Raw genomic sequence first — 26,653 nt, 5'->3', positions numbered from 1 at the left:
TTGTTGAATCTGGTGCAGGCTGGACGTATATTGAGTGCCTCCAGTAAACCATTATTTGCGACCCCGTAACCGGACACTGCCATGAGCACTTACAACCCCCATTCGCAACTGTTGACCAGGCGTTCCAGCCTGTTTGTGGCGTTGCTCTGTGCCCTGTTGCGACTGCCGCGGGCAGTATAATTTCTCTCTCACCTGCTGCCCGTTGCGGTCAGCAGGGCCGGGCGCCCAGCGCCGTTAATCCCCCGATTTTGCAGCTATAGATTTTGTGGTTTCCCCGGCAGGGGAGACAGTTCTGATTCAGTGATGAGGCCAAGTGATGAGCAAAGATAAATTAGTGATTTTCGATACCACCTTGCGCGACGGCGAGCAGAGCCCCGGCGCCTCCATGACTCGCGAGGAGAAAGTGCGTATCGCCAGGATGCTGGAAAAAATGCGCGTCGATGTGATCGAGGCCGGTTTCCCCATTGCCAGCCCCGGTGACTTCGAGTCGGTGCGGGCGGTGGCGGCGGCAGTCAAGGACTCCACGATTTGCGGCCTGGCGCGGGCTACCCGGGTGGATATCGAGTCGGCGGGGGCAGCCCTGAAGGACGCCAATTCCGGTCGCATTCATACCTTTATCGCCACTTCACCGATTCATATGAAATACAAGCTGATGCTGTCTCCGGAGCAGGTGTTGGAGCAGGCGGTGGCCGCAGTGAAGATGGCTCGCAACCTGGCCGCCGATGTGGAATTCTCGCTGGAGGATGGCAGCCGCACCGAGCCGGAGTTTATGTACCGCATCGTCGAGGCGGTGATTAACGCCGGCGCTTCCACCATCAATATTCCGGATACCGTGGGTTACGGTACCCCGGAAGAGTACGGCCGCATGTTCCGCAACGTTATCGCCCAGGTGCCGAACTCCGACAAGGCCATCTTCTCGGCCCACTGTCACAATGACTTGGGTTTGGCGGTGGCCAATTCCATGGCCGCGGTGATAAACGGTGTGCGCCAGGTGGAGTGCACCATTAACGGCTTGGGGGAGCGCGCCGGCAATGCTTCACTGGAAGAAGTTGTGATGGCGGTGAAGACCCGACGCGATTTCTATCCGGTGGAAACCGGTATTGAAACTACCCAGATCGTGCCTACCTCGCGGCTGGTGGCCAGTGTGACCGGCTTCCCGGTGCAGCCCAACAAGGCCATCGTCGGTGCCAACGCCTTTGCCCACGAATCCGGTATTCACCAGGACGGTGTGCTCAAGCACCGTGAAACCTACGAAATCATGAAGGCGGAGGACGTGGGCTGGAACTCCAACAAGCTGGTGCTGGGCAAGCACTCCGGACGGGCGGCGGTGCGCGCCCGGTTCGAGGAGTTGGGTGTTACCTTTGCCAGCCCGGAAGACCTGAACGAGGTGTTTGCCCGCTTCAAGAGCCTGGCCGACAAGAAGCATGAGATTTTTGATGAAGATTTGCAGGCCCTGGTCACCGACAAGGGCGGTGATGATTTGCCCGAGGTCTACAAGTTTGAGTCCATGCAAGTCAGCTGCAAGACCGGCCAGAAGCCCTGGGCCCAGTTGGTGATCGTCAAGAACGGCGAGTCGGTCACCACTGAAGCGGAGGGCAGCGGCCCGGTGGACGCTACCTTCAAGGCGATTGAAAAAGTGGCCAAGAGCAACACCGCGCTGGAGTTATACCTGGTGAGTGCGATTACTGCCGGCACTGAAGCCCAGGGTGATGTCACAGTGCGGCTGGCGAAAAACGGCAGTATCGTCAACGGCGTGGGTGCCGACACCGATGTGGTGGCGGCCTCGGCCAAGGCCTATTTGCACGCCCTGAACTTGCTGGAGTCCGGCGGCGCCCGCGCCCATCCACAACACGACGGCGTATAGGTCGTTTGGCGGCAGCCCCGGCGCAATGCAGGGGCTGTCATATCTAATTAGCCGTGACCCCTAAAGCACCAGCATAAAGTACACCGCGCCGCCCAGGTAGCCCAGCAGTGCCAGCCCGGAGATGTTCTTCAGGTACCAGAAAAAATTAATCTTCTCCATTCCCATCAGTGCCACCCCGGCGGCCGAGCCAATAATCAGGCAGCTGCCACCGGTGCCCGCTGTGTAAGCCATAAATGGCCAGAAATCGTCGTCCATGGGGAAGTGATACATCTTCTGTGCCGCCGCCACCAGCGGCACGTTATCCACGATCGCCGACAGCAAGCCCAGCGCCACCGCGATCAGGTCGTAGTTGCCAATGGAGCGGTCCATGGCACTGGCCAGCCCGGCCAGCACGCCGGTCCCCTGCAGGGTGCTGACTGCCAGCAGGATGCCGAGAAAAAACAGGATGGCGGAGGTGTCGATGCGGGACAGGGCGTGAATGGCGGTGTAGGGCTTTTTCTCCTCCTCGGTCTTGTCGATGTGAATCATTTCCGACAGCAGCCACACCACCGCCAGCCCCAGCAGCATGCCGAGGAAGGGGGGCAGGTGCGTCACTGTTTTGAATATCGGTACGAACAGCAGCATGCCCACCCCGGTGAAAAACATCCGCGAGCTGCCGTGCACATGCTCGGCGACATTGGCCTGTTCATAGTCGTAGGGCTGGCGAGTGACATTGCCCTGCAGTTTCAGCATCACCAGCCCCATGGGAATCAACATACAGATCAGGCTGGGAATAAAAGCGGTCTGGATGATCGCCGCAGCGGATATCTGGCCGCCAATCCAGAGCATGGTGGTGGTGACGTCGCCGATGGGCGACCAGGCGCCGCCGGCGTTGGCGGCCACCACCACCATGCCAACGTAAATCAGGCGCTGCTGGTCGTCGTGGATCAGGCGCCGCAGCAGCGAGACCATGACGATGGAGGTGGTGAGGTTATCCAGCGCTGCGGAAAAGAAAAACGTCACGAAACAGACAATCAGCATCAGCAGCCGGGCATTGAGGGTGCGTATGCGGTTGGTGATGATCTTGAAGCCCTGGTGGGCGTCCACCAGTTCGACGATGGTCATGGCGCCGAGCAGGAAAAACAGGATCTGGGATATGTCGTAGAGGTGGTGTTCCAGCTCCTCGGAGATGTGCTCGGCCTCGCCGAACAGGGCCCAGATGGCCCACATGATGACCCCGGCCATTAGCGCCGGTACGGTTTTGTTAACCTTGGTCAGGTGCTCGCAGGCGATGGCGGCATAGGCGACGACGAAGAGGGCTACTAACGCGACAGTCATGGGCGGACTCCGGCAGAATGGCAGGCTGCGAGAACCGCAGATGGGAGATCATAAGCGCAATTTCCCCGCTTCGGCAAGCGCCTCATTGGCGGCAATCGCCGGTGGTAATGGAGGCGTTTGTGCTTTAATCTGTGCCGCTGTTCACGCCGGGCAGGTTTTGCTCCAGTGGCATTTAATCAAGTGGCATTTAACCAAGTGGCTTGTACCCGAGAGGCTTGGACCCAAAAGGCAGAAACAATATTTGGTTACACCCGTATTGCGGGGTGGCAACCGGCAATTGAGATCGGGCCGCCGGTATTTATCGGCACGGCCCGGGCACCGCTGGGGGACCCATCGGCGCCCAGGAGACAAGCTTAAAGCATGAACGAATTGCAGCGCATACATTACCTGGATGCCATGGGGATCGACTCCTACATGCCGCGCCGGGTATTGCCGAATGCACCGCTGGCGCAGCTGTGTGAGCCGGTGGCGGTGCCTGTTGCCGCCGCTGGGGCTGCCCGGCGCCCGCAACCAGTGGCACAGGGGGCGGCAGCCAGCCCGGCGCCCGGCGCGGCCAGGCCGACGGCCGCCAACGATGTCATGGCCCTGCTGCAAGAGCGCTCGACGCCGCCAGTCACGCCAGGGGCGGGCCAGGCCGTTAACGCGCCCCCCGGGCAGGTACCGTCTGCGCCCGTGACAGCGGCAGCTGCCGCCAATCCCGCAGCCGCCACTCCTGCTCCGGCGAGCCCGCCGGTTGCGGCCGCAAAGACTGCGGGCCCGGCTGGCGCAAACCGGGAACAGCTGGCTGCTGCCACCACCGACACCAGCGGAGTTGCGCCGGTCGGGGTGGCCAGGCCGCGCTTTGCCCTCAGCTTCTGGCGGGTCGGCAGCGAGTTGATGATTATCGACAGCCGCCACCCGGAACTGGCCCTGCCCACCGAGTCACTGCTCAACAATATACTGTTCGCCCTCGGCTACACCGGGGTGACCCTGCCGCGGGCGGAAATCTTCAAGTGGCCGATGCACGAAAATATCGCCGAGGCCCGGGATGAATACGCAGCCCGGGATGCGCTTGGGGCCATGCTGGCGGGCAAGCTGGAGCTGAACCCGGTCAAGTATTGCCTGTTGCTGGGGGAGGAAGCCTGCTATTACGCGCTGCCAACCGAGGTGGTCAGCCACTCCGGGGTCGATCCGGAAGTGCGGCCGGCGGAGGTTTTCAAGGCCATGGTTGGCACCAGCGTCCCCCTGCCGGAGCTGGCGGTTACCGCTATTGTTGCACCGGGGCTGTCGCAGATGCTGCAACAGCCCCAGTTAAAGGCCGTGGCCTGGCGAGCAATCCAGCCGCTGCGGTTGACTTGTTGAGGCTTGTTGCGCGCTCTTAATCCGGTCAAACTGTCTTTATCTACCCAGATTCTCTCAACCCAATCAAGCTGCCATCGTCATGATTACCCAAGACCCCCAGCACTCTACTGCCCACACTGCCCGGCAAATGGCGCTGAGCTTTGTGCGGCTCTCCATCGACGACCTGGAGCGGGTTGCCCGCCTCGAGGCCAACGCCCACAGCCACCCCTGGAGCAAGGCCCAGGTGCTGTCGGCATTGCAGCACTACCACTGCTGGGGGGTTCGCAGCGGCGCAGACTGGGCCGGTTTTGCGGTGCTGTCCTGTGTGGTGGGTGAAGCGGAGCTGCTGGACTTTGTGGTCGCGCCCGAGTTCCAGGGCCAGGGGGTGGGCAGCACGTTGTTAGCCTGGCTGCAAAATTGGGCCGCGACCGAGCTGCAGGCGAAGCGCTTTTACCTGGAGGTGCGAGAGTCCAACCAGGCGGCCCTGGCGCTCTATCAAAACGCGGGTTTTGTCGAGGTGGGAATCCGCGCCGGCTACTATCCCGCCCGCGGCGGGCGAGAGGATGCAGTGCTTATGGCCATGGAGTTGATCGCCTGATTGATGGGTGCTTTTCCTGGTACTTTTCCCGGGGCTTTCCCTGGCGAGCAGCCATAGCGACCGACGCCTTTGATGCGGGCGGCAGCGCCCTGTTTACGGGCAATCAGGGCGCCGCCGTAATCGACCCATTGTAACCCGCTACTCCATCGTCAATCTTGTGACCCGATAGAGCCCTGGCCGATCGCTGCCAGGGCAGGTTCTCTGCTGTCGGACAGCAGGTCGCTTGAATGGAATAAATATTGCTGGCTAAAGCTTTAACTGGCAGTGTGCCGCGGCTGCGGTTGCCAACGGTATTGGGTATTGCGGTTGTCCCGGTTTAACACCGTTAATAGAGAGAGTTTGTGCATGATTGATACGGTGTCGCTAATACTGTTACTGGGTGGAGGATTGGTCCTCGGCGCCGGGTTCAGTCTGTTGATCCGCTACCAGCGACAGGCGCGACGCCAGCGACAGGCGCTGGGGCTACGCTTGCTGTCCGGCCTGCGCATCCTGTTGGCGCTGGTGCAACAGCACCGCGGCTTGACTAATGGCTACCTCAACGGCAGCCGGGAATTGCTGGCTGAGATCGAAACCGTTGAACACGATGTCAGCCGGAATTTTGCCGATATCGCCCGTATCGACCCGGTTTTGGAGGGGGACGATCGCTGGCAGGGTATTACCCAGCACTGGGCAAGGCTGGCCGGAAACTACAAGCGGCTCGAGTCGGGCTACAACCTGAACCAGCACAACCAGCTTATCAAAAACGTGTTGCTGCTGATTGATGCGGTGGCCAAGCGCTGTGAACTTTTACTGTTGCGCAACCAGCACCAGCAACCCCTGCACCTCTACTGGCGTGAGCTGCTGGCGGTGGCGGAGTTTATCGGCCAGGCTCGCGCCATTGGTACTGGCGTGGCCGCCGCCTGTCACTGTGACAGGGTTTCCCGCCGCCGCTTAAATGACCTGTGCGCGAAAATTCGCGAGAGCAGTGTGCGGCTGCAATTGCAAAACGGTACTGCAGATTCATCGAGCAGCGACATCAAGCAGCTGCTCAAATGTATCGATGAGCAGATCCTGACCGAGTTGCCCTCCATCTCGGCGCCGGCCTATTTTGCCCTTGCTACCCAGGCCATAGACAGCTTGCTCAACCAGTTTGACCGGCTGCTAAAAGAACAAACCTGGCGCTAATCCCCAGCGGCGGCTGCACGCCGCCTGTGCTTTTGTGCGCATCAATCCTCTGTATCAAACCTGCCCTGCCCAATCTGCAAGGTGGCTTTTTGCGTCACTTTGGTGCTCTGTGCACTAAAAAAAACCGAAAAAACAGCACCGGAAAAATGCAGAAAAAATTTTGTCGAATATCGTGGATCAAAATAGAGCGCGAGTGATTTATGTTGGTGCTCTTTTCGGACGGATTTCTATTGCTCGAGCGAAAATACTGCTGTTTTTACGTTTTTTTCCATGTTGGCACGTGCAATGCAATACACAGTTTATGTTTGCGAGTGCCACTGTCGATGGGGTCTGAATCCCTAACACAGAAACGCGAATAATTATTAAAGAAAGTATGGCGGCCGAAATTTAGCGGGCCGTCAATGGTGAAAGGCGCTCAGTTAACGGTCACCCGGTTGTACCGGTAGTCTGTTAATGAGCGCTTTTTTTACGCCATTTTTTTATTTGTCATTAACGAGGGTGAAGCATGAATTGGTTGAAACCATTTAAGAAAGTTGTAGCGGCCGGCGTCATTGGAGTCAGTGCTGTTGTGACTTTTGCACACGCAGAAGAGCTGGGTTATCCGGAAAAAGAAGAGCTGAAGTTTGGTTTTATCAAGCTGACCGATATGGCTCCCATCGCGATTGCCTACGAGAACGGCTATTTTGAAGACGAGGGCCTGTACGTAACTATTGAAGCCCAGGCCAACTGGAAAGTCCTGCTCAATGGCGTTATCGACGGTACTCTCGACGGCGCCCATATGCTGGCCGGCCAGCCGATCGCAGCGACCATGGGCTTCGGTACCAGTGCCCATATTATCACTCCGTTCTCCATGGACCTGAACGGCAATGGCATCACTGTTTCCAACGATATCTGGGAGCAGATGAAACCCAATATCCCGAAAATGGCCGATGGCCGTCCTGTGCATCCCATTAAAGCCGATGCCCTGAAGCCGGTGGTAGAAAAATACAAGGCTGATGGCAAGCCTTTTAATATGGGCATGGTTTTCCCGGTATCCACTCACAACTACGAGCTGCGTTACTGGCTGGCTGCCGGTGGCATTCACCCGGGTTTTTACGCGCCACACAAGGGTGATACCTCCGGACAAATCAATGCCGACGCGCTGCTGTCAGTAACCCCGCCACCGCAAATGCCGGCAACTCTCGAGGCCGGTACCATCTACGGTTACTGTGTGGGCGAGCCCTGGAATCAACAGGCGGTATTTAAAGGCATCGGTGTGCCGGTAATTACCGATTACGAAATCTGGAAGGACAACCCGGAAAAAGTTTTTGGTATCACCGCCGAATTTGCCGAGAAGTACCCGAATACCACCATTCGCCTGACCCGCGCCCTGATTCGCGCCGCCAAGTGGCTGGATGAAAACGACAACGCCAACCGACCTGCTGCGGTGAAGATTTTATCCCAGCCTAACTACGTCGGTGCCGATTACGAAGTGATCGCCAACAGCATGACCGGCACCTTCGAATATGAAAAAGGCGACAAGCGTGAAGTGCCTGACTTCAACGTATTTTTCCGTTACAACGCCACCTACCCCTACTACTCGGATGCCATTTGGTACCTGACGCAAATGCGCCGCTGGGGCCAGATTTCCGATGACAAAAGTGATGACTGGTACAAGGAATTGGCGGCCAAGGTCTATCGCCCGGACATCTACACCAAGGCAGCCAAGTCCCTGATTGCCGAGGGCTTGATGAGTGCCAGCGAGTTCCCTGACTTTGCCAGTGAAGATGGCTATCGCGCACCGCAGACCCACTTTATTGACAATATTGTCTATGACGGCACCAAGCCCAACGACTACATCAATAAATTCACCATTGGCCTGAAGGCCGGTGACAAGCTGTAAGCCGGCTTTTTAACCCGCAGAGACTGACAGGAGCAGAACATGGCGACGACATCCATAATCAACAAGCTGAGCAACAACTACCCGGTTGCCGAAAAAGTGAAGGGCGTTTTTACCGAGCTCACAAGGCTGGTGGTAGTGCCCTTGATTGGCTTGTTAGTGTTCCTGTTACTGTGGGCAGCGGCGGCGCAAAATATTGATACGTCGTTGGGAAAATTTCCCGGGCCCGCGGCTGTGCTGGAGCAGTTTGGTTCGCTCTACGATGAGCACCGTCGCGAGCGGGTCAAGGAAGAGGCCTTCTATGAACGCCAGCACCAGCGCAACGCCGATCGGGTGGCGAAGGATCCGGGCTACCAGCCCAAAATTCGTGCCTACACCGGCAAGGAAACCTTCCTCGACCAGATTGGCACCAGCCTGGTCACGGTAATGAGCGGGTTTTTACTGGCCGCGGCTGTGGCGATACCGCTGGGCATTGCCATCGGTTTGAGCAAGACCCTCAACTCCGCGGTCAACCCGATTATCCAGGTGTTCAAGCCGGTTTCGCCACTGGCGTGGTTGCCGCTGGTCACCATGGTGGTGAGCGCCCTGTATGTCTCTGATGACCCGATGGTTTCCAAGGCCTACCTGGTGTCGATGATCACTGTGACTTTGTGCTGCCTGTGGCCGATGGTGATCAATACCTCGGTCGGGGTCGCCTCTATCGACAGCGACCTGGTCAATGTCAGCAAGGTGTTGCGTCTGCGCGCCTTGACCCACGTGCGCAAGATTGTGTTGCCGGCGTCTGTTCCCATGATCTTCACCGGTATGCGCCTGTCCCTGGGTATTGCCTGGATGGTGCTGATTGCTGCGGAGATGCTGGCGCAAAACCCCGGCCTCGGCAAGTTCGTCTGGGATGAATTCCAGAACGGCAGCTCAAACTCACTGGCGCGAATCATGGCGGCAATTTTGGTTATCGGATTTATCGGCTTCCTGCTGGATCGCGGTATGTTGCAAATTCAGCGACTGGTGTCCTGGGACAAAACCAGTGCCGATCGTTAATTTGTGAACTAACAAAGGAGAGCAAACATGCAAGACGTAATACTGGATATCAGCCACATCGACATGGAGTTTCCCACTCCCAAGGGTTCGTTCAAGGCGTTGAGTGACGTCAGCCTGAAAATCAAAAAGGGCGAGTTTGTCTCCTTGATTGGCCACTCCGGCTGCGGTAAATCCACGGTACTCAACGTGGTAGCTGGCCTGTACCAGGCCACCAAAGGCGGGGTGCTTTTGAATGGCAAGGAAGTGAATGAGCCGGGGCCGGAGCGCGCGGTGGTGTTTCAAAACCACTCGCTGCTGCCCTGGTTGACGGCCTACGAGAATGTCGAACTGGCGGTGAAACAGGTGTTCGGCAAACAAAAGTCGAAGGCGGAAACGAAAGATTGGATCGAGCACAACCTGCACCTTGTGCATATGGATCACGCCATGTACAAGCGCCCGGATGAAATTTCCGGCGGTATGAAGCAGCGGGTGGGTATCGCCCGGGCGCTGGCCATGCAGCCGGAAATCCTGCTGATGGATGAACCGTTTGGCGCACTGGATGCGCTGACTCGCGCCCATATGCAGGATTCGCTGATGGAAATCCAGGCGGAACTGAACAACACCGTGATTATGATTACCCACGATGTGGATGAGGCGGTTTTGCTGTCCGATCGAATCGTCATGATGACCAACGGCCCGGCGGCAACGGTAGGGGAGATCCTTGATATTAACCTGGAGCGACCGCGGGACCGGTTGGCGCTGGCAGAAGATGCGGAGTACACCCATCTGCGTTCTGAAGTGTTGAAGTTCCTCTATGAAAAGCAGCGCAAGGTGGAACCCATAACAACAAAAATTGATAAAAAGAATAATAAAAAATCGCAAGCTGCCTGAAGTTTTTAATCGAGTTTTAATTTTTGTTTGTTTTTTTACTAATGTGGAGTGACCATGAAAAACCTGAAGAGAAATGTACTGGCTAGTGCTGTTGCCCTGTCGTCTGTTGTTGCGGTACCAACACTGGCTGCTACTACCGTTGCCGAAGCGCTTTCTGGGGGGAAGGCCTACGGTGATTTTAATTTGCGCTACGAGGCAGTTGATCAGGACAATGCCCTGGATGATGCCAGCGCCTTGACCCTGCGCAGCAGAATCGGCTATGTAACTGACAGCCTTAACGGCTTTTCGGCAACGGTTGAATTTGAAGACAGCCGCATTGTTGCCGGTGTGGACGAGTTCAGTGTGCCGCCTACGGGTTTCCAGACTGGCGAGTACTCATTCATTGCCGACCCGGAAACAACCGAGCTGGACCAGGCCTTTATCCAGTATAAAACCGATATGGTGACCGCCAAACTGGGTCGCCAGGTGCTCACTCTGGATAATCATCGTTTCGTCGGTCATGTGGGCTGGCGCCAGGATCGCCAGACCTTTGATGGCCTGTCCCTGGTCGCCACCCCGGTTGCCGGTTTGACGGTAACCTATGCCTACCTCGATGAGCGCAATCGGATTTTTGCCGAGGCTGCCGACGTTGACTCCAAGGATCACCTGCTGAACCTGTCCTACAAAACTCCAGTCGGTACCCTCACTGCATACTCCTATTTGCTGGAGATGGACGTCGCTACCGATAACGCCCTGGATACCTACGGTGTGCGCTTTGCCGGTAGCACTGAAGCCGACGGCACCAAGTTTCTCTACGAGCTGGAATACGCCACCCAGAGTTCCGAAATGGGCAGCAGCGACTTCGACGCCGATTACCTGCTGCTGGAAGGTGGCGTCGTGATTAGCGGTATCACTGCCAAGCTCGGCTATGAAGTGCTGGGTTCCGACGACGGCGACTACGGCTTCTCCACGCCATTGGCGACCCTGCACAAATTTAATGGCTGGGCCGATATGTTCCTTGCTACCCCCGGGGTTGGCATCGAGGATATGTATGTGTCCGTTGGCACCAAGGTTGGTCCCGGCATGTTGACCGTGGTCTATCACGACTTCAGTGCCGATGACGCCAGTGCCAGCCTCGATGAACTGGGCAGCGAAGTGGATGTTTCCTACGGCATGAAGTTTGGCAAGCATTACAATGCCGGTATCAAGTACGCAGCATACTCAGCGGATGATTTCTCTGTGGATACCGACAAGCTGTGGGTTTGGGTGGGCGCTTCCTTTTAAGCGATCGACTTGATAGCTGAAACCCGCTCCCTGAGGGGCGGGTGGGGCAAAGGGGCTCGCTGCCGCAAGGCAGCGAGCCCCTTTTGTATTAGCCTTTGAAACTAGCCTTTTGTACCGGATAGTTAAATTAGACCAAAGGGTTTTGGCTCCAGGGGTTGCTCAGCCCTGATTGCCCGGGTGGCTCCGGATTAACTCAGCCTTGTTTAGAGGCTATATCCAGCTCCAGCTTTCTCGGGTTCAACTGGTCGGTAATATTTCTCTGCTGGTCCAGCTTGAACAGGAAATGCACCCGGTTGGGCATGGTTTTCAGGGTGTGCTCGGTGATGCGCTGGTAGTGCCCGATAAAACGTTCAACCTGTTTGGCTGACATCAGGCCCGAGGTGTCTGCACCGCTGCTCTGTTTAACGGCTCGCAATTTGTCCTCCTGTTCCAGGCGCCAGCGAAACACGGTGTCGAAGGAGGGCGCTTTCAGCATGACCCACACATCCATCAGGTGAAACAGGGCCTGGTAGTCCGCTTCCAGTGTGTCGTTGACGTAGCGGCGCCAGACTCCATCCGGGTCTTCGTATTTTTCCAGGTCGTTGACCGGGTCGAGCAATTGCGCCGGGCTTTGCGGTGTCGCCCCCACGCACCAGCCCTCCAGGATCACCACGTCCAGGGGGCTTTCCACCCGGGGCCACTGCTCCTCGGGCTGGCGATCATCGCTGGCTTTATCAAAGCGCGGCACCGCTACGGTGGTCTTCTCTGGTGCGGTGAGCGCGGCGAGGGTCTGGCGGGCCAGTTCGGTGGCGTGGGTGCCGGGGACGCCGCGGGTGCGCAGCAGCGGGTGGACGCTGTTGCCGAGATGCTCCCGTTCGGCTTTGGTGAGATAGAAATCGTCAATGGATACAGCCTGGGCGCGCAAGTTGTGCACTTCCTGCAGCAGCATTACCAGGGCATCTGCGAGGGTGGTTTTGCCAGATCCCTGGCAGCCGTTGATACCCACCAGTAGCGGGCGCGCGGCAACCTGTCGCTGTTTGGCTATGGTGGCCGCCACGGGCAGGAACTGCTGCTGGATCAGGTCGCCATAGCTGGCGGGCAGTTTGTGGCTGTTGAGAAAGGCTTCGAGGTTCAATGGTTTCATGGTTATGACTCGGCGCGTGATTGAAAGACAGGGCGTGTGAACAATGGCTGAATCTTGGCGTATTAGGTTGCTGCATCGACCTGCAAACATCAACAGGAGAGGCTGTGCGGAGGTGCGCGAGCGGTTGGCCAATCAGCCTCGGCAAACACCACCTGCCCCAGAGCTTTATACAGCACCGTATTTGGAATGCAATTCACCTGCCAGTATTGCCCCCGGCAACCCCACATTCAACCGCGATGGGACCCGGTTCTGTGTTTTAATAGCGCCCTTTATGATCACCTGGCACAGCTGCTTTTTATTGCTGGCGCTACAATCTTCGGCAAAACAAAGGATCTTCGGTAGCACTAGCGATGGCAAAACCGGCAGTTTCATTTACGCAGGGCGACCCCGGGTGGGTGTTGTACCACATGTCCCTGCCCATGGTATGGGGGCTGTTGGCCACTATGTCCTTCAACGCAGTGGACACCTATTTTGTCGCCCAATTGGGCAGCGCCCAGCTGGCGGCCATGAGTTTTACCTTTCCTGTGGTGATGGTGGTGACCAGTCTGGCCATTGGCCTGGGAGCTGGCACCTCCTCGGTTATTGCCCGCTTGCTGGGCGAAGAGCGCGTGGCGGATGCCCGCCAGGTCGCCGCCGATAGCCTGCTGTTGGCGCTGGCGCTGTCCGTGGTGATGATGGTGCTGGGCCTGCTCACCATCGAGCCGCTGTTTACGCTGCTCGGAGCCGAACCGGCACTGCTGCCATTGATTCGGCAATATATGGAAATCTGGTATTTCAATACCCCGTTTGTGATTGTACCGATGGCGTTGTCAGCGCTGATGCGGGCGGCGGGCCACAACCAGGTGGCGGGTAACCTGATGCTGGTGGCGGCGCTGTTCAACCTGTTGCTCGATCCGCTGCTGATCTTTGGTTGGGGAGTGGTGCCTCGACTGGAGATTGCCGGGGCGGCCTGGGCCACCCTAATTACCCGCGGCCTTATCGGTGTTGTCTCGCTCTATTGGGTCAGTTGCCGCTTGCAGCTCACCAGTTGGCCGCACCGTCAGTGGTCGAATCTGTTGGCTTCCTGGCGCTCAGTGCTGCACATTGGCCTGCCCGCCATGGCCACCAATATGATTATTCCCCTGGCCAGCGGTATTACCGTGGCGCTGGTGGCCGGGCACGGGGTCGATGCGGTAGCCGGTTATGGTGTGGCGGTGCGCATTGAGCCGGTGGTGTTGATCGCCTTTTACGCATTGTCCGGGGTTATCGGGCCGTTTCTGGGGCAGAATATGGCCGCCCATTTACGGCCTCGCCAGCAGCAGGCACTGCGCGCCATAGTCCGCTTCAGCCTGGTATTCGGGTTGCTGTTGGCGCTGCTGCTGGCGCTGGCGGGGCGATTCCTGGCTGGCCTGTTCAGTGATTCGAGCGAAGTAATTGCGATCGCCGCGGTCTACTTGTGGATCGTCCCCATCAGCTACGGTGCTTACGGATTGGTGATGTCTGTCAATGCCGCGTTTAACGGCCTCGGCTTGCCGCTGCCGGCGATGACAATTTCTATTCTACGGGTGTTGGTGCTGTACCTGCCGCTGGCACTGCTCGGGCAGTGGCTATTCGGGCTCAAGGGCTTGTTCCTCGGTACCGCCATCGCCAACCTGCTGGTGGGGTTGCTGGGCTATGCCTGGCTGAAAAAAACTATGCATGGCTGAAAAACTACCTAATTACGCCTATGAATAAGCCAGCTATCGGCGATAGCAAACATATACCCTGTAGCCCTTGGGACAGCAGCTTTGCTCCCGGCCTGGCTCCAGGGACTTGCTTTCAAGACTCGCCGTGCCCAAAGCACTCGCTGCGCTCGCGGGGCAGGCTCAGCTTCCATCCATGCACCCAAAGCACTCGCTCCGCTCGCGGGGCGGGCTCGAGGCTCCACGACAGCATCCCTGCTGTCGAGGGTCTTGAAAGCAAGCCCCCGAAGCCAGACCTAACATAGTGCCGGCTGCACGATGCTTAGCTTAGGTGGTAATTAGGAAAAACTATGCCTGGTTGAAAAAACTATGTCTGGTTGAAAGAGGCGCTTGCGGCTGGACAATATGCCACCAAAAGGCGCATGGTTGTCAGGTGAGATGCACCTGAAATGTACATGAAATGCATCAACAGGAAATGACAACCACCACTGCGGAGGCCACAATATGAGTTCACTCAAAGATAAAGTTATTTTTATCACCGGCGCCAGTCGCGGCATTGGCCTGGAAATCGCGAAGCGGGCGGCCCGCGACGGCGCCTGTATTGCCATCGCCGCCAAAACCGCAGAACCCCATCGCTATTTGCCTGGCACCATCTATACCGCCGCAGAAGAGATTGAGGCCCTCGGCGGGCGGGCCTTGCCACTGGTGGTGGACGTGCGCTCGGAGGAGTCGGTGGCCGCGGCGGTGGAGAAGACGGTGGCCACTTTTGGCGGGCTTGATATCTGCATTAATAACGCCAGCGCCATCAATCTTGTCGATACCGAGAGCGTGAGCATGAAATCCTGGGACCTGATGAACCAGGTCAATGCGCGCGGCACCTTTTTAACCTCCAAGCTCTGTCTGCCGCACCTGCAGAGGGCGGCCAACCCCCACGTGCTGACCCTGTCGCCACCGCTGGACATGCAGGCCAAGTGGTTCGCCCGTCACGTCGCCTATTCCATGGCCAAGTTTGGTATGAGTATGGTGGTGCTGGGTATGGCGGCAGAGTTCAAGCGGGCCGGGGTCGCCTTTAATGCTCTCTGGCCGCGAACACCTATCGCCACTGCGGCCATTGAGTTTGGCATTGAAGGCGGCAAGGCGTTGATCGCACGCAGCCGCAAACCGGAGATTATGGCCGATGCTGCGCACTGCATCCTGACCCAGCCGGCCGCCAGTTTCAGCGGTAACTTCTGTATCGACGATACCCTGCTTTACGAACTGGGTGGCGTCACCGACTTCGAACCTTACCGCTGTGTGGCCGGCAGCGACCTGGCCACGGATTTCTTCGTGCCGGACGACGCGACCCCGCCCCCGGGGGTGCATACCACCGCGTTTTAAGGTGGGCCCTGTAATAGTGGTGTTGGCTCGGTGTTGGCTTGGTGTTGGCTCGATGTTGGCTTGGCGAGCAGGCACGGATTGCTGGTGCCGCTGCAATAGCGGCTGAATAGCAGCTGAATAGCCACTGAAAGAGGCGGTCGCAGGCGCCAAGCTCGTGTATAATCGCGCAATTTTTAAATTTCACCAAAATTGCAGGGGTTATACCCGCGTCAGTTGCGGCTAATTCCCGGGAACCAGCAAGAATGTCTTCAAAATATATCGCCGACGAGATACGCAAGAGGCGTACTTTTGCCATTATCTCCCACCCCGATGCGGGTAAAACGACGATCACCGAAAAACTGTTACTGTTCGGCAACCTGATCCAGCTGGCCGGCTCGGTAAAAGGCAAACGCGGGCCCCACGCCCGCTCCGACTGGATGACCATGGAGCAGGAGCGGGGCATCTCGGTCACCTCCTCGGTGATGCAGTTTCCTTACAAGGGGCGGGTGGTGAACCTGCTGGACACCCCCGGTCACGAAGACTTTTCCGAAGATACCTACCGCACCCTGACCGCGGTGGACTCGGTGCTGATGGTGATCGATGGCGCCAAGGGCGTGGAGGATCGCACCATCAAGCTGATGGAGGTGTGCCGCCTGCGCGATACGCCAATCCTGTCCTTCGTCAACAAGATGGACCGGGATATTCGCGATCCCATTGAAGTGATGGACGAGATCGAAGAGGTGCTAAAAATATCGGCCGCACCGATCAACTGGCCGCTGGGTATGGGCAAGGAGTTCAAGGGGGTTTATAACCTCTACACCGACACCATTCACGTCTACCAGGCGGGAATGGGGCACCGTATCAATGACGATCTGCGCATTCAGGGGCTCGACAGCGCCGAGGCCTCGAAATTACTGGGTGCCTACGCCGATGATGTGCGTGAGGAGATCGAGCTGGTGCGCGGCGCCACCCACGAGTTCGACGTCGAGGAGTATTTGGCCGGGCGCATGACGCCGGTATTTTTTGGCTCGGCAATGGGCAATTTCGGAGTTCGGGAAATGCTCGACGGCTTTGTGGAATGGGCGCCACCGCCCCTCGGGCGCGAGGCGAGCACGCGTCACGTCAGCGCCGCGGATCCGGCCTTCAGTGGTTTTGTGTTTAAAATCCAGGCCAATATGGATCCCAAGCACCGCGACCGCATCGCCTTTATGCGGGTTTGCTCCGGCCGCTACAGCAAGGGCATGAAAATGCGCCATGTTCGTATCGGCAAGGACGTCAAGATCGCCGACGCGGTGACCTTTCTCGCCGGCGACCGCAGCCAGGTGGAAGAGGCCATCGCCGGTGATATCATCGGCCTGCACAATCACGGTACTATCCAGATCGGCGATACTTTTACGGAAGGGGAGGACCTGAAGTTTTCCGGTATCCCGCATTTTGCCCCGGAACTGTTTCGCCGTATCCGCCTCAAAGACCCGCTCAAAACCAAGCAATTGCAGAAAGGCTTGCAGCAATTGGCGGAAGAGGGTTCGACCCAGGTGTTTTTTCCTCTCAGCTCAAATGATATTGTCGTCGGTGCAGTTGGTGTACTACAGTTTGAAGTGGTTGCCTACCGCCTCAAGGACGAATACAAGGTGGAAGCCATCTATGAGCCGGTTAACGTCAACACTGCGCGCTGGGTCGACTGTGATGACGATAAGAAAATGGCTGAGCTGAAACGCAAGTGTGAGGAAAATCTGGCCATTGACGGCGGCGGTCACCTGACCTATCTGGCGCCTACCCGGGTTAATCTGTCCTTAACGCAAGAGCGGCATCCTGATGTCGTCTTTCGATCAACTCGTGAACACTGAAATATGCCTGTAAAAATAATACATTGCGAGGAGCGCTAGGGTATGAGTGTGGAAGTTATCATCCCGGAAAATATGCCCCGCCGCGGCTCGCCTTGGCTGCAAGGGTTGGGCCGCCTGTTCTTGCGCTTGCGCGGCTGGAAGCTGGTTGGCGAGTTGCCCAACGAGCGCAAGGTGGTGGTGGTATTGGCGCCGCATACCTCCAATTGGGATTTTGTCATTGCCGCCTCGGTGTGGCTGGCACTAGACCTGAAGCTGTCCTACCTGATGAAGCAGGAGGCCTTCTTCTGGCCAATGAAAGGTTTCTTTATGGACATCGGCGGTATTCCCATCGATCGCAGCCGGCCGCAGTCCATTATTCGCGGCGCGGTAAAATGGTTTCGGGAGCACGATGGAGTCTGGCTCGGTATCACTCCCGAGGGCACGCGCAAAAAAGTGGATAAATGGAAAACCGGCTTTTTGCGCATCGCCCACGAAGCCCGGGTGCCGATCCTGCTAGTGGGCATTGATGGCACCACCCAAACCATTGTTATCGACAAGGTGCTTGAGGCCACCGGTGATCACACCACCCAGGCCGCTGAACTGCGCGAATATATGAATCACAAGTTCTCCGGCGTCAATCCGCAGTACCACTTGTAAGCCGGTGCTGCTGCGGTCGCGCTGACTCATGACCTTGCTAATCTCTTGCCTGCTCAGCGTACTGGTGTGTGCGGGGGTTTTTGCCGTATTGTATTGGGTGCGCACGCCACACTACCGCCTGACAGCAACCGAGGTGGCGCGGCTGCTCGAGTGGGTACTGCTGGGGCAGGCCACAGCCAACGACTGGCGGGTATTTTGTGATATTCCCATTTCCCACGATGCGCGCCTGGAAGCGATTCGGCAGCAGTGCCAGCAGATCGACGAGTTGTATTACATTGGCGATGGCGGCTCGTCCTACCTGCTCAGCAAGGACGGTTTGCAGCAGGTCAGGCGCCTGCTCGACGAGTTGCGCGGGTTCGACCCTGGCTAGTCATTGTGGCTCGCGATAATTTGCGCGTCGGGTCCAAACCAGGCAACAATTAAAATAGCAGTTAAAAGCGGCGGAAAATCCGCACTTGCAGTTTGTGCGCACTGACGTCGGCCTGGTAATTGACCGGTGACACCTGCAGCCGCGAGCGCTGCGCCTGGTAGTGGTTGGTACCGGCTACCCACTTTTTCAGATCTTCGCTATTAATCTTGACGCTCTCCTCGTGGCGCCAGTCGTTGATCGGCAGGGAGCGGCCGTTGTCCCGATGGGCGTATTTTAACGCTTGTATCCATTCGCTTTCATAGGCATTGTTGGCGTTGCTGAGCGGTGCCAGCAGAGCCAGCAATGGCAGCGCGGCAATGGCGATAAGCTTTGCGGTGGTGTTGGATGGCTGTATCATTTTGCGACCCCTGTGGCTGGCTCTGTTGGGCTGACGTTGTGACTGTTGCGGCAGCCATGGATATTGCATGGATGTTGGGGTTATTGTGGCAAACAGCGGCCTGTGGGGCTGTTAAGCCTGCACGCTTTTTAGATCAATGGGGCATCGATCCGGAATTGTAGAAGCGGTGGCTTATATCGAGCAGGGCTTTTGTGACGCGCTGGGCAAAGCGCGAGTGAACCTGGTCAGCTCGATGGTCACTGGCTGGTATTGGCCGGTAGTGGAAGGGTTACTGAAAAGCTAACTGGAAGGCAATGAGTGATTAGCGACAAGTTAACCAGCGCCGTACTCGAGGTGCTGCCGAGTGCGAGAATAGAAGCCTTTGAGCTGGCCAATGGCACCGGCATCCAGCTCTACCTGATGAATGCGGATTACCCCCAGGACAGGTTGCCGCAAGAGGCCGCCCTGAAGCTTATGGAGCAACCCTTCTACTGGGCTTTTTGCTGGGCCTCCGGCCTGGTTCTGTCTGAGTATGTCATGCGCAATCCGCAGCTGGTGCGCGGCAAACGGGTGGTTGATTTCGGCAGCGGCTCCGGTGTGGTGGCGATCGCCGCCGCCAGGGCCGGCGCTGCCGAAGTAGTGGCGTGTGACATCGATCCCATGGCGCGGTTGGCGATCGAGGAAAATGGACGCCTCAACCGGGTGGCAATCGACACCAGTGACGATTTTGATGCGATTGAGGGGGCGGTGGATGTGATCTTTGTTGCCGACGTGCTCTATGATCGGGACAACCTGCCCTGGCTCGGGCGCTTTATCGAGCGCGCCAGCGCGGTGGTGGTGGCGGATTCCCGGGTCAAGAATTTTGATTTTCCTCCCTATCGGCAAGTTGCCCGGCAACAGGGGTGTACCCTGCCAGACCTCGACGAGTCGCCCGAGTATCGCGACGTGCGGCTCTACCAGGCGCTGGCCGGTTGAGCGGCAGTTAACATTCCCATACCGGGCGACTTCCGTCGCCGGGTGCCAGCGACTACACTAGCGCACTTTTATTTGGCAATGCGTTGATCAGGAGATTTGCGTGGATTTGACGACGGACAACCGGGACCTGGTTTGGGGGCTTGATTCAATTAAGCAGCGCCAGCGAGCGGTGGATTTTGTCATGGGGTTTGAAAACAAAATCTGTGTCTATTCGGACTCCGTTGAGCAACTCTACACCAACTACAATATCTTTTTCCCCAAGCACGAGCGCCGTCAGCTGGTGATTTTGCCCAATCCCTTCGCCCATCACGATATCTTCAACAATATCCCAGCCGCGGCGGTGACGGCCACGGGCCTGAATATTATTCACGGCGATGTTGTCGGCCGGGAGGGCCTGTACCTGCTGATACCTGCCCGGGATAACAAGTCGCGTTTTCGCGCTGTACCGCTGCACACCGGGTTGCGGGTTATCAATAAGCGGCGGCCGCTGGACAAGCCGCTGCTGCCGATAATAATGAAGGGCGATCTGCGCGAGCTGCGGGCGGAGACACCCTGTCTGCACTTGCACTGTCTGCACCTGCATCGGCTCCAGCACTTGTCGCCACTGGAGCGGCAGGGTATTCAGCGGGTGATCGTGGAGCACCTGGATAAGCTGGGCTGAGCCAGCACTGCCGCGACGCCAGTGACCGGCGCCTGACGGGGTTGCCTGCCCCGATTACCGAAGCGGCTTGCCCCGGTAATCAAAGCGACAATTTACAGCTACAGGAATTATTACAACTACAGGAATTATTACAGTTACAGGAATTACAGGCGCGCTCGCACCGAGGCCAGCTTGACGCAGGTGACAAAGACCTGCATGGCCTGCTCCAGTTCGGCGACGCTGGGCACCGTCGGGGCAATGCGGATATTGCAGTCCTCGGGGTCCTGGCCGTAGGGGAAGGTGGCGCCGGCGGGGGTCAGTTTGACGCCGGCTTCCGCCGCCAGCTTGACCACTGCTTTGGCGCAACCGGGCTGGGTATCGAAGGAGATAAAGTAACCGCCGAGGGGCTTTTCCCAATTGCCCAGGTCGCTGTCTCCAAATGCCTTGTCCAGGTGTTGCAAGACACAGGCGAAGCGCGGCTTGATAATGGCGGCGTGCTTGTCCATTTGCTGCCGGATGGCGGCGCTATCGGGCAGCAAGTGTGCGTGGCGCAACTGGTTGACCTTGTCCGGGCCGATAGTGGTGGTGCCGAGGGCGGCGGTGAAGCCTTTCAGGTTGGCGGCTGAGGCGGCCAGGAAAGCGACCCCGGCCCCGGGGTGGGTGATTTTCGAGGTGGAGGCAAACTGCAGGACACTGTCTTCGGTGCCGTGCTTGCGACAGGCCGCGGCAATGTCGAGCAGTTGCGGCGGGTTGTCGACCAGGTCGTGCACCGCGTAGGCGTTGTCCCAGAACACGCGGAACTCGGGGCAGGCAATTTTGCCCAGCTGGGCGATGCGCTCCACGGTTTCATCGCTGTAGACCACGCCGGTGGGATTGGAGTACTTGGGTACACACCAGAGGCCGACGATATTGGCATCCGCCTTGATCATGGCCTCCACCTTGTCCATGTCGGGACCGCTCGCCAACATGGGTACGGTGACCATCTTGATGCCCAGCTGCTCGCACACGGTGTAGTGGCGATCGTAGCCGGGAACCGGGCAGAGGAAGGTCACTTCGCCCTTGTTTTTCCAGGCCGAGGCGGCGCCCTGCAGGCCGAAGTGAAGGGCAAACTGCGCCGCCTGGAACATCAGGGTCAGGCTGCTATTGCCCGCCGCCAGCACCGTGTCGACCTCGACTTGCATAATATTGGCGCCCAGTTGCCGGGCTTCGAGAATGCCGTTCAAACCGCCGTAATTGCGCACATCGGTGCCGTCGGCCGCCTTGTAATTGCCCGCGAGAATGCCGTCCAAAGCGTCGGACAGAGTCAGCTGCTGGGTTGACGGTTTGCCGCGGGTCAGGTCCAGGTTCAGGGATTGTTGCTGCAGTGATTGGTATTCAGATGCCAGGGCGGCTTCCCATTCACGAAGTTGTACAGGGGTGGCTTGGTCCAGTTGCACGGGCAAACTCCTCGGGGCAAGGGGGTAGTGGATTGGCGACCGCAAAGCGCTCGCGCCGGGGGCGGATTATAACTGCAGATTTCACCACAGCGAAACATTCCCGGCAGCTAAATCGAGCGGCGGTGGCAACAGGGTTGGGGGAAGGGTCGAAGTGCGGCCCGGGCGAGAGGTGGCGAAATCCACTTTCAGGGGCACGGCAGTGCCAGAGGTCGGCTTGTGGGCGGTGCTTTGGCGGTTGGCCGTGCTTTGGCGGATTGTAGAGGTTAGGTGTGGTGGGCAGTAGAGAGGAGTGTCTGGCCAAGGTGAGCTGCGCCCGGCGAGAGCGGGCGCCCACAGCCGGGGGCGCCACAGCCAGGGCTCGAGTGATCAGGATTCCATTTGCGATTGCAGGTAGTTTTGCAGGCCCACCTTGTCGATCAGGCTGAGCTGGGTTTCCAGCCAATCCACGTGCTCTTCCTCGGAGTCGAGGATGTCGGCAAACAGGTCGCGGCTGACGTAATCGCGCACCGACTCGCAATACTCAATGGCATCCTTGAGGTCGGGAATGGCTTGCATTTCCAGCTTCAGGTCGCACTCGAGCATCTCCAGGGTGTTCTCCCCGACCAGCAGTTTGCCCAGGTCTTGCAGGTTGGGCAGCCCCTCCAGGAACAGGATCCGCTCGATCAGCTTGTCCGCGTGTTTCATTTCATCGATGGATTCTTCGTACTCGTGCTCGGCCAGTTCCTTCAGGCCCCAATCCTTGTACATGCGCGAGTGTAAAAAGTATTGGTTGATGGCGATCAGTTCGTTGCCCAGGGCTTTATTCAGGTGTTCAATGACTTTGGGATCACCTTTCATGGGTGTTCTCCTCGCTGGGGGTGGGTGTGGTCGACGCAGGGGCTCGCGCTGTACCTGGTCACGGTTTTTGCTGTTAGTTGATGGTGCCGATTAATTGGCGGTGCCGGATAATGGGTCGTGCCGGTATGGCCGCTAGTGTGAAACCGGGTGTTGAGGCTGTCAAGCGCAGCAGCCTGATTCCCCCATTAGTCGACCACATGGGCCGGCCCCATTGGCTGGGCGCGGTGCTCGAGCACAGTGGCTGAGGTTCAGGTCGAACGGAAACAGTGCGGGAGAGAGCTGCACCGAAGCGGGCCCGGGGGCGGGTGCATTTTAGTGAGACTGCTGCGAGATGCCTGACGGTAGATACCCGTGGCGTCTCAGCCGGCGGCGTAGAACTGGCTCTCCTGGCCGCCGACGGTGGCTGCATTGAGGGTTTCGGCGATAAGTTGCTGGGTGTAGATGCCGCATTTACCGCATTGGGTCGTTACCCCAAGTTGCTTGCGTACAGCGCGCAGGTTACTGGCACCACCGTAGACGGCGTCCTTGATCTGGTTGTCTGTGATTCCCTTGCAAAGGCATACGTACATAGTGGCTACCGGCGCTATCTGGTTAAGTGGCATGTAATGGGGTCAAGCGAATATCGTGCGTCAAGTGTGCATGCCCGCTGTGGCAGGCGTACTGATCTGTATCAACAACCCCTGAATACTCAATCAAATCAAGTTTGCTAAAGTTAATCTAAACGATAATTATTGTCAATAACTTATGAGATCTATTCTCATTGGTGGGCTCGGATGCGATTGCCAGTGGCTATATATTTCACCTGTGAACGGTTTACATGGTGCGCGGCCGGCGACAAGACCGGCCGGCTGAAAGGACTACAGAAGTACCAGAAGTACTAAATACTCAAGTTTCGGAGTTCGTAAGCCAATTCGCTAGCACTAAAGCCGGGCGGGGCAGTCCCTTCCGGGACCGTCGGAGGCATGGATGCCGACGCCGAGCTTACAGGGACGTACTTGCAGCGTGTCCTGGAAGGGACTGCCCCGCCCGGCGCGGTGGAATGAACTCCGAAACTTGAGTAAATAGAAGTAGTTGAGCCGGTTGGGCCGGGCGGACCGGTTCAGTCCGCCGCGGGGGGCCAGCCACCCAGCGCCTGCCAGCGATTGACGATAATGCAGAACAGGTCGGCGGTCTTTTCCGCATCGTAGGCGGCGGAGTGAGCCTTGCTGTTGGAAAATTCAAGCCCCGCCAGTTGGCAGGTCTTGGCCAGCACGGTATGGCCAAAGGCCAGCCCGCTGAGGGTGGCGGTATCAAAGCAACTGAAGGGGTGAAAGGGGTTGCGTTTGATGTCGCAGCGATTGGCGGCGGCGTTGATAAAGCCGAGGTCGAAGTGGGCGTTGTGGGCGACCATCACGGCGCGGGTGCAGCCGTGCTCCTTTACCGCTTTGCGCACCGAGCGAAACAGCTCCGGCAGTGCCATCATCTCCGGCTCCGCCGGTCGGTCCGGATGCTCCAGGTCGATGCCGGTAAAATCCAGTGCCGACTGTTCGATATTGGCCCCTTCAAACGGCTCGATGTGGTAGTCGAAGGTCTGGTGGCGGTGCAGCAAGCCCTGTTCATCCATGCGCAGGGTGACCGCGGCAACCTCCAGCAGGGCATCGGTGTGGGCGTTAAAGCCGCCGGTTTCCACATCCACGATCACTGGCAAAAAACCGCGAAAGCGCTTTGCCAGCGGGGATTTGGACTGGTCGGAGCCGGGCTCGACCACTGTTTCCAATGAGCTCAAGAGTCCGCTCCAAGCAGTTTCCAGGGCAGGGTTTCACCGGCCAGCAGCGGGCAGACATAGTCGTCGCCCAGCGGCAGCTGGGACGGCAGCTGCCAGTCGATCTTTTCCAGGGTGACGGTGTCGGTATTGCGCGGCAGGCCATAGAAGTCGGCGCCGAATACGCTGGCAAAGTTTTCCAGTTGTGGCAGGGCGCCGGCCTGGTCAAAGGCCTGGGTGTACAGCTCCAGGGCGTGGTAGGCGGTGTAGGCGCCGGCACAGCCGCAGGCCGCCTCCTTGCGAGAACGGGTGTGGGGGGCCGAGTCGGTGCCGAGGAAAAAGCGCGGATTGCCGCTGGTGGCGGCTTCGATCAGGCGCTGCTGGTGGCGGCTGCGCTTGAGAATCGGCAGGCAGTAGTAGTGCGGGCGAATGCCGCCAACCAGCATATGGTTGCGGTTAAACAGCAGGTGATGAGCGGTGATGGTGGCCGCGATATTGGGGCCGGCAGCGCTGACAAAGTCGACGGCGTCGGCGGTGGTTATATGCTCCAGCACCATCTTCAGCTGCGGAAAATCCGCCGCCAGCGGCACCAGGTGACGCTCGATAAAGACTTGTTCCCGGTCGAATATATCGATGTCGGCATCGGTCACCTCGCCGTGGATCAGGAACAGCATGCCCTCCTCCTGCATGGCTTGCAGGGCCGGGTAGATGTTTTTCAGGTCGGTAACGCCGGAGTCCGAGTTGGTGGTGGCGCCGGCCGGGTAGAGCTTGCAGGCAACCACACCTGCCGCTCTGGCGGCGCGGATCTGTTCGGCGCTGGTATTGTCGGTGAGGTAGAGCACCATCAGCGGGGTGAACGAGCTGCCGGCGGGAATGTGCTGCTCGATGCGCTGGCGGTAGGCGACGGCCTGCTCGGCGTTGCTGACCGGCGGCACCAGGTTCGGCATTACGATAACGCGACCGAAGCTGCGGGCGGCGTCGGCGACGGTATTGGCCAGGGCAGCGCCGTCACGCAGGTGAATGTGCCAGTCGTCCGGGCGGATCAGGGTGATGGAGTCAGTCATGGAAAGCGGTAACCGTATGGGCGAAAATCAAAGCGGAAGTGCAAGGGGGGAATGCTACCGAAAAACGGCGTTAAAGCACAGGGCCAGTCGGCCGATACTCTTGCTATTGGCGGTGAATCCGGGGTTATTGCGGGTGAGTCCGGCAAAAAATTGGCGATGGGGTAGGCTTGGCATGGTATTGAAGTGGCGATCGAGAGAGGCAGTTGGGCTGGTCGGGGTGCTGCTGGCGCTGTGGTCGGGTATGGTGCTGGGGTCCCGCTACCAGGCCGCTATGGACGAGTCCAGCTGGGAAGTGAACGCTTCCATCTTCGAGTGCAAGCTCAGTCACAACATTCCCTTTTACGGCCAGGCGGTATTTGAGCGGGGCGCGGGGGAGGCGGCGCGCTTCCGCCTGCAGTCCAGCACGCCGCGACTGGAGTCGGGCAAGGCGGCGTTGGTGGCAAAGCCCCCGCTGTGGAAACCCGGGGTTGCGGCGCAAGACCTGGGTTATGTGCCGGTGGCGCGCGGCAAGGCGCCCATCGTGCTGGACGACAAGTACGCGGCGCAGCTGTTGGAGGTGCTGTTCGACGGGCGCGAAGTGGAATTTACCCGGGCGCCCTGGTACCCGGCGGAGGCGTCTTCCCGGGTGGTGTTGAGTACGGTAAATTTCCAGGCGGCCTACGGTCAGTACCTGAACTGCCTGGCGGCCTTGCTGCCAGTAAATTTCGAGCAGATTCGACGCACCGCCATCTACTTCCGCGCCGGCAGTGCCAGCCTGGCGGCGGCGGAGGAGGTCAAGCTCGACCGCATCGCCCTCTATGTGCAGGCGGACCGCAGTGTCGAGTCGTTTTTTATCGATGGTCACACCGACAGTGACGGCAGTCGCGAGGACAATCTCGAGCTGTCCCGCCAGCGTGCGGAAATGGTCACGGAATTGTTGGTCAAGCGCGGCATCTCCGCCGAGCGCATTACCACCCGCTGGCACGGTGAACGCTACCCGGTGGCCAGCAATCGCGACGCCAGTGGCCGCGGCAAGAATCGCCGGGTCACCATTCGCCTGGAAAAGACCGCGGGCCCGGTTGTGCCGACACTGGCGCGCACTGAGCCGGGTGGCGCCGGCTGAGCACGGGGTGACGGCTGCTCCGGGCAGCGCCCGTCGGGCAAGCCGCTTGCTCCTCCAGCTTTTCCTCTGTTTGTTCTGCTGATAATCTCTGCCTGAATTCCCCCTTAATTTTTCCGGGTACTGGGATTTGGCGTCAATAACGGCTACAATTCGCGCCCGAAATTAATCTGTGCGGC

General features: G+C 58.5%; 25 protein-coding genes. 17 read left to right on the top strand and 8 right to left on the bottom strand.

Translation table 11 applies throughout. The features are described 5' to 3' along the window. Positions 1–316 precede the first annotated feature (316 nt). The gene (locus tag G8764_RS11860; protein WP_166164857.1) at positions 317–1,864 is read left to right on the top strand and encodes a 2-isopropylmalate synthase; all 1,548 of its coding nucleotides are present in this window, start codon (positions 317–319) and stop codon (positions 1,862–1,864) included. A 60-nt stretch (positions 1,865–1,924) separates the two neighbouring features. On the opposite strand, the gene nhaD is transcribed toward G8764_RS11860, so the two are convergent. Further along, positions 1,925–3,181: a sodium:proton antiporter NhaD gene (gene nhaD / locus G8764_RS11855; protein ID WP_166164856.1), complete on the bottom strand. Its 1,257-nt coding sequence runs from the start codon at positions 3,179–3,181 to the stop codon at positions 1,925–1,927. 360 nt (positions 3,182–3,541) lie between these two features. On the opposite strand from nhaD, the gene G8764_RS11850 reads away from it, so the two are divergent. From G8764_RS11850 to G8764_RS11820, 7 genes are all read left to right on the top strand, one after another. Continuing rightward, positions 3,542–4,522 carry a hypothetical protein gene (locus tag G8764_RS11850; protein WP_166164855.1) on the top strand — a complete coding sequence of 327 codons (981 nt, stop codon included), beginning with the start codon at positions 3,542–3,544 and terminating at the stop codon, positions 4,520–4,522. A gap of 79 nt (positions 4,523–4,601) precedes the next feature. Further along, complete coding sequence (rimI, locus tag G8764_RS11845; protein WP_166164854.1) at positions 4,602–5,099, top strand: ribosomal protein S18-alanine N-acetyltransferase; 498 nt, start codon at positions 4,602–4,604, stop codon at positions 5,097–5,099. A gap of 345 nt (positions 5,100–5,444) precedes the next feature. After that, complete coding sequence (locus G8764_RS11840; RefSeq protein ID WP_166164853.1) at positions 5,445–6,263, top strand: hypothetical protein; 819 nt, start codon at positions 5,445–5,447, stop codon at positions 6,261–6,263. Between the two features lie 505 nt (positions 6,264–6,768). Continuing rightward, positions 6,769–8,145: a CmpA/NrtA family ABC transporter substrate-binding protein gene (locus G8764_RS11835; RefSeq protein ID WP_166164852.1), complete on the top strand. Its 1,377-nt coding sequence runs from the start codon at positions 6,769–6,771 to the stop codon at positions 8,143–8,145. 39 nt (positions 8,146–8,184) lie between these two features. Then, positions 8,185–9,180 carry an ABC transporter permease gene (locus G8764_RS11830; RefSeq protein WP_166164851.1) on the top strand — a complete coding sequence of 332 codons (996 nt, stop codon included), beginning with the start codon at positions 8,185–8,187 and terminating at the stop codon, positions 9,178–9,180. Positions 9,181–9,207: 27 nt separating this feature from the next. Then, the gene (locus G8764_RS11825) at positions 9,208–10,050 is read left to right on the top strand and encodes an ABC transporter ATP-binding protein (RefSeq protein ID WP_166164850.1); all 843 of its coding nucleotides are present in this window, start codon (positions 9,208–9,210) and stop codon (positions 10,048–10,050) included. A 54-nt stretch (positions 10,051–10,104) separates the two neighbouring features. Continuing rightward, complete coding sequence (locus G8764_RS11820; RefSeq protein ID WP_166164849.1) at positions 10,105–11,313, top strand: alginate export family protein; 1,209 nt, start codon at positions 10,105–10,107, stop codon at positions 11,311–11,313. A 193-nt stretch (positions 11,314–11,506) separates the two neighbouring features. Here the strand turns inward: G8764_RS11820 and G8764_RS11815 are convergent, their stop codons facing one another. Continuing rightward, positions 11,507–12,436 (bottom strand): hypothetical protein, encoded by a 930-nt coding sequence (locus tag G8764_RS11815; RefSeq protein WP_207951844.1) that lies wholly within the window; start codon positions 12,434–12,436, stop codon positions 11,507–11,509. Between the two features lie 407 nt (positions 12,437–12,843). Between G8764_RS11815 and G8764_RS11810 the strand changes: the two genes are divergently transcribed. The 5 genes from G8764_RS11810 (at position 12,844) to G8764_RS11790 (ending at position 18,306) form a co-directional block, all read left to right on the top strand. Further along, positions 12,844–14,121 (top strand): MATE family efflux transporter, encoded by a 1,278-nt coding sequence (locus tag G8764_RS11810; protein ID WP_243748762.1) that lies wholly within the window; start codon positions 12,844–12,846, stop codon positions 14,119–14,121. Positions 14,122–14,601: 480 nt separating this feature from the next. Then, the gene (locus tag G8764_RS11805; protein ID WP_166164847.1) at positions 14,602–15,474 is read left to right on the top strand and encodes an SDR family oxidoreductase; all 873 of its coding nucleotides are present in this window, start codon (positions 14,602–14,604) and stop codon (positions 15,472–15,474) included. A 242-nt stretch (positions 15,475–15,716) separates the two neighbouring features. Next, a complete protein-coding gene (locus G8764_RS11800) occupies positions 15,717–17,300 on the top strand; it encodes a peptide chain release factor 3 (RefSeq protein ID WP_166164846.1) in 1,584 nt (527 codons plus the stop codon). A 42-nt stretch (positions 17,301–17,342) separates the two neighbouring features. Then, on the top strand, positions 17,343–17,936 hold the full coding sequence (locus G8764_RS11795; protein ID WP_243748761.1) for a 1-acyl-sn-glycerol-3-phosphate acyltransferase: 594 nt from the start codon (positions 17,343–17,345) through the stop codon (positions 17,934–17,936). 28 nt (positions 17,937–17,964) lie between these two features. Beyond that, on the top strand, positions 17,965–18,306 hold the full coding sequence (locus G8764_RS11790) for a hypothetical protein (protein ID WP_166164845.1): 342 nt from the start codon (positions 17,965–17,967) through the stop codon (positions 18,304–18,306). Positions 18,307–18,367: 61 nt separating this feature from the next. Here the strand turns inward: G8764_RS11790 and G8764_RS11785 are convergent, their stop codons facing one another. Continuing rightward, complete coding sequence (locus tag G8764_RS11785) at positions 18,368–18,703, bottom strand: hypothetical protein (protein ID WP_166164844.1); 336 nt, start codon at positions 18,701–18,703, stop codon at positions 18,368–18,370. Positions 18,704–18,839: 136 nt separating this feature from the next. Between G8764_RS11785 and G8764_RS11780 the strand changes: the two genes are divergently transcribed. The 3 genes from G8764_RS11780 (at position 18,840) to G8764_RS11770 (ending at position 20,318) form a co-directional block, all read left to right on the top strand. Continuing rightward, the gene (locus G8764_RS11780; RefSeq protein ID WP_166164843.1) at positions 18,840–18,986 is read left to right on the top strand and encodes a hypothetical protein; all 147 of its coding nucleotides are present in this window, start codon (positions 18,840–18,842) and stop codon (positions 18,984–18,986) included. Between the two features lie 14 nt (positions 18,987–19,000). Continuing rightward, positions 19,001–19,657, top strand: a complete 657-nt coding sequence (locus tag G8764_RS11775) for a class I SAM-dependent methyltransferase (protein ID WP_341806377.1) — start codon at positions 19,001–19,003, stop codon at positions 19,655–19,657. A gap of 100 nt (positions 19,658–19,757) precedes the next feature. After that, entirely contained in the window at positions 19,758–20,318 is a 561-nt protein-coding gene (locus tag G8764_RS11770) for a hypothetical protein (RefSeq protein WP_166164842.1), read from the top strand. Positions 20,319–20,461: 143 nt separating this feature from the next. On the opposite strand, the gene G8764_RS11765 is transcribed toward G8764_RS11770, so the two are convergent. The 5 genes from G8764_RS11765 to pyrC form a co-directional block, all read right to left on the bottom strand. Further along, positions 20,462–21,733 (bottom strand): aspartate aminotransferase type Ic, encoded by a 1,272-nt coding sequence (locus tag G8764_RS11765; RefSeq protein ID WP_166164841.1) that lies wholly within the window; start codon positions 21,731–21,733, stop codon positions 20,462–20,464. Between the two features lie 366 nt (positions 21,734–22,099). After that, the gene (bfr, locus tag G8764_RS11760) at positions 22,100–22,570 is read right to left on the bottom strand and encodes a bacterioferritin (RefSeq protein WP_166164840.1); all 471 of its coding nucleotides are present in this window, start codon (positions 22,568–22,570) and stop codon (positions 22,100–22,102) included. Positions 22,571–22,929: 359 nt separating this feature from the next. Then, positions 22,930–23,139, bottom strand: coding sequence for a bacterioferritin-associated ferredoxin (locus G8764_RS11755; RefSeq protein WP_166164839.1), 210 nt, complete (start codon positions 23,137–23,139; stop codon positions 22,930–22,932). Positions 23,140–23,669: 530 nt separating this feature from the next. Further along, the gene (gene rnt, locus G8764_RS11750) at positions 23,670–24,335 is read right to left on the bottom strand and encodes a ribonuclease T (RefSeq protein WP_243748760.1); all 666 of its coding nucleotides are present in this window, start codon (positions 24,333–24,335) and stop codon (positions 23,670–23,672) included. After that, positions 24,332–25,375, bottom strand: a complete 1,044-nt coding sequence (gene pyrC, locus G8764_RS11745) for a dihydroorotase (RefSeq protein ID WP_166164838.1) — start codon at positions 25,373–25,375, stop codon at positions 24,332–24,334. Before pyrC ends, rnt begins: the two co-directional genes overlap by 4 nt. Positions 25,376–25,547: 172 nt before the next feature. On the opposite strand from pyrC, the gene G8764_RS11740 reads away from it, so the two are divergent. Next, positions 25,548–26,477 (top strand): flagellar protein MotY, encoded by a 930-nt coding sequence (locus G8764_RS11740; RefSeq protein WP_166164837.1) that lies wholly within the window; start codon positions 25,548–25,550, stop codon positions 26,475–26,477. The last annotated feature ends 176 nt before the right edge of the window (positions 26,478–26,653 follow it).

This window comes from Pseudomaricurvus alcaniphilus (assembly GCF_011440395.1).
In the GTDB taxonomy this organism is placed as follows: Bacteria; Pseudomonadota; Gammaproteobacteria; order Pseudomonadales; family Cellvibrionaceae; genus Pseudomaricurvus; species Pseudomaricurvus alcaniphilus.
The sequence above is the reverse complement of the archived record's forward strand: the minus strand, read 5'-3'. Positions and strand labels throughout refer to the sequence as shown.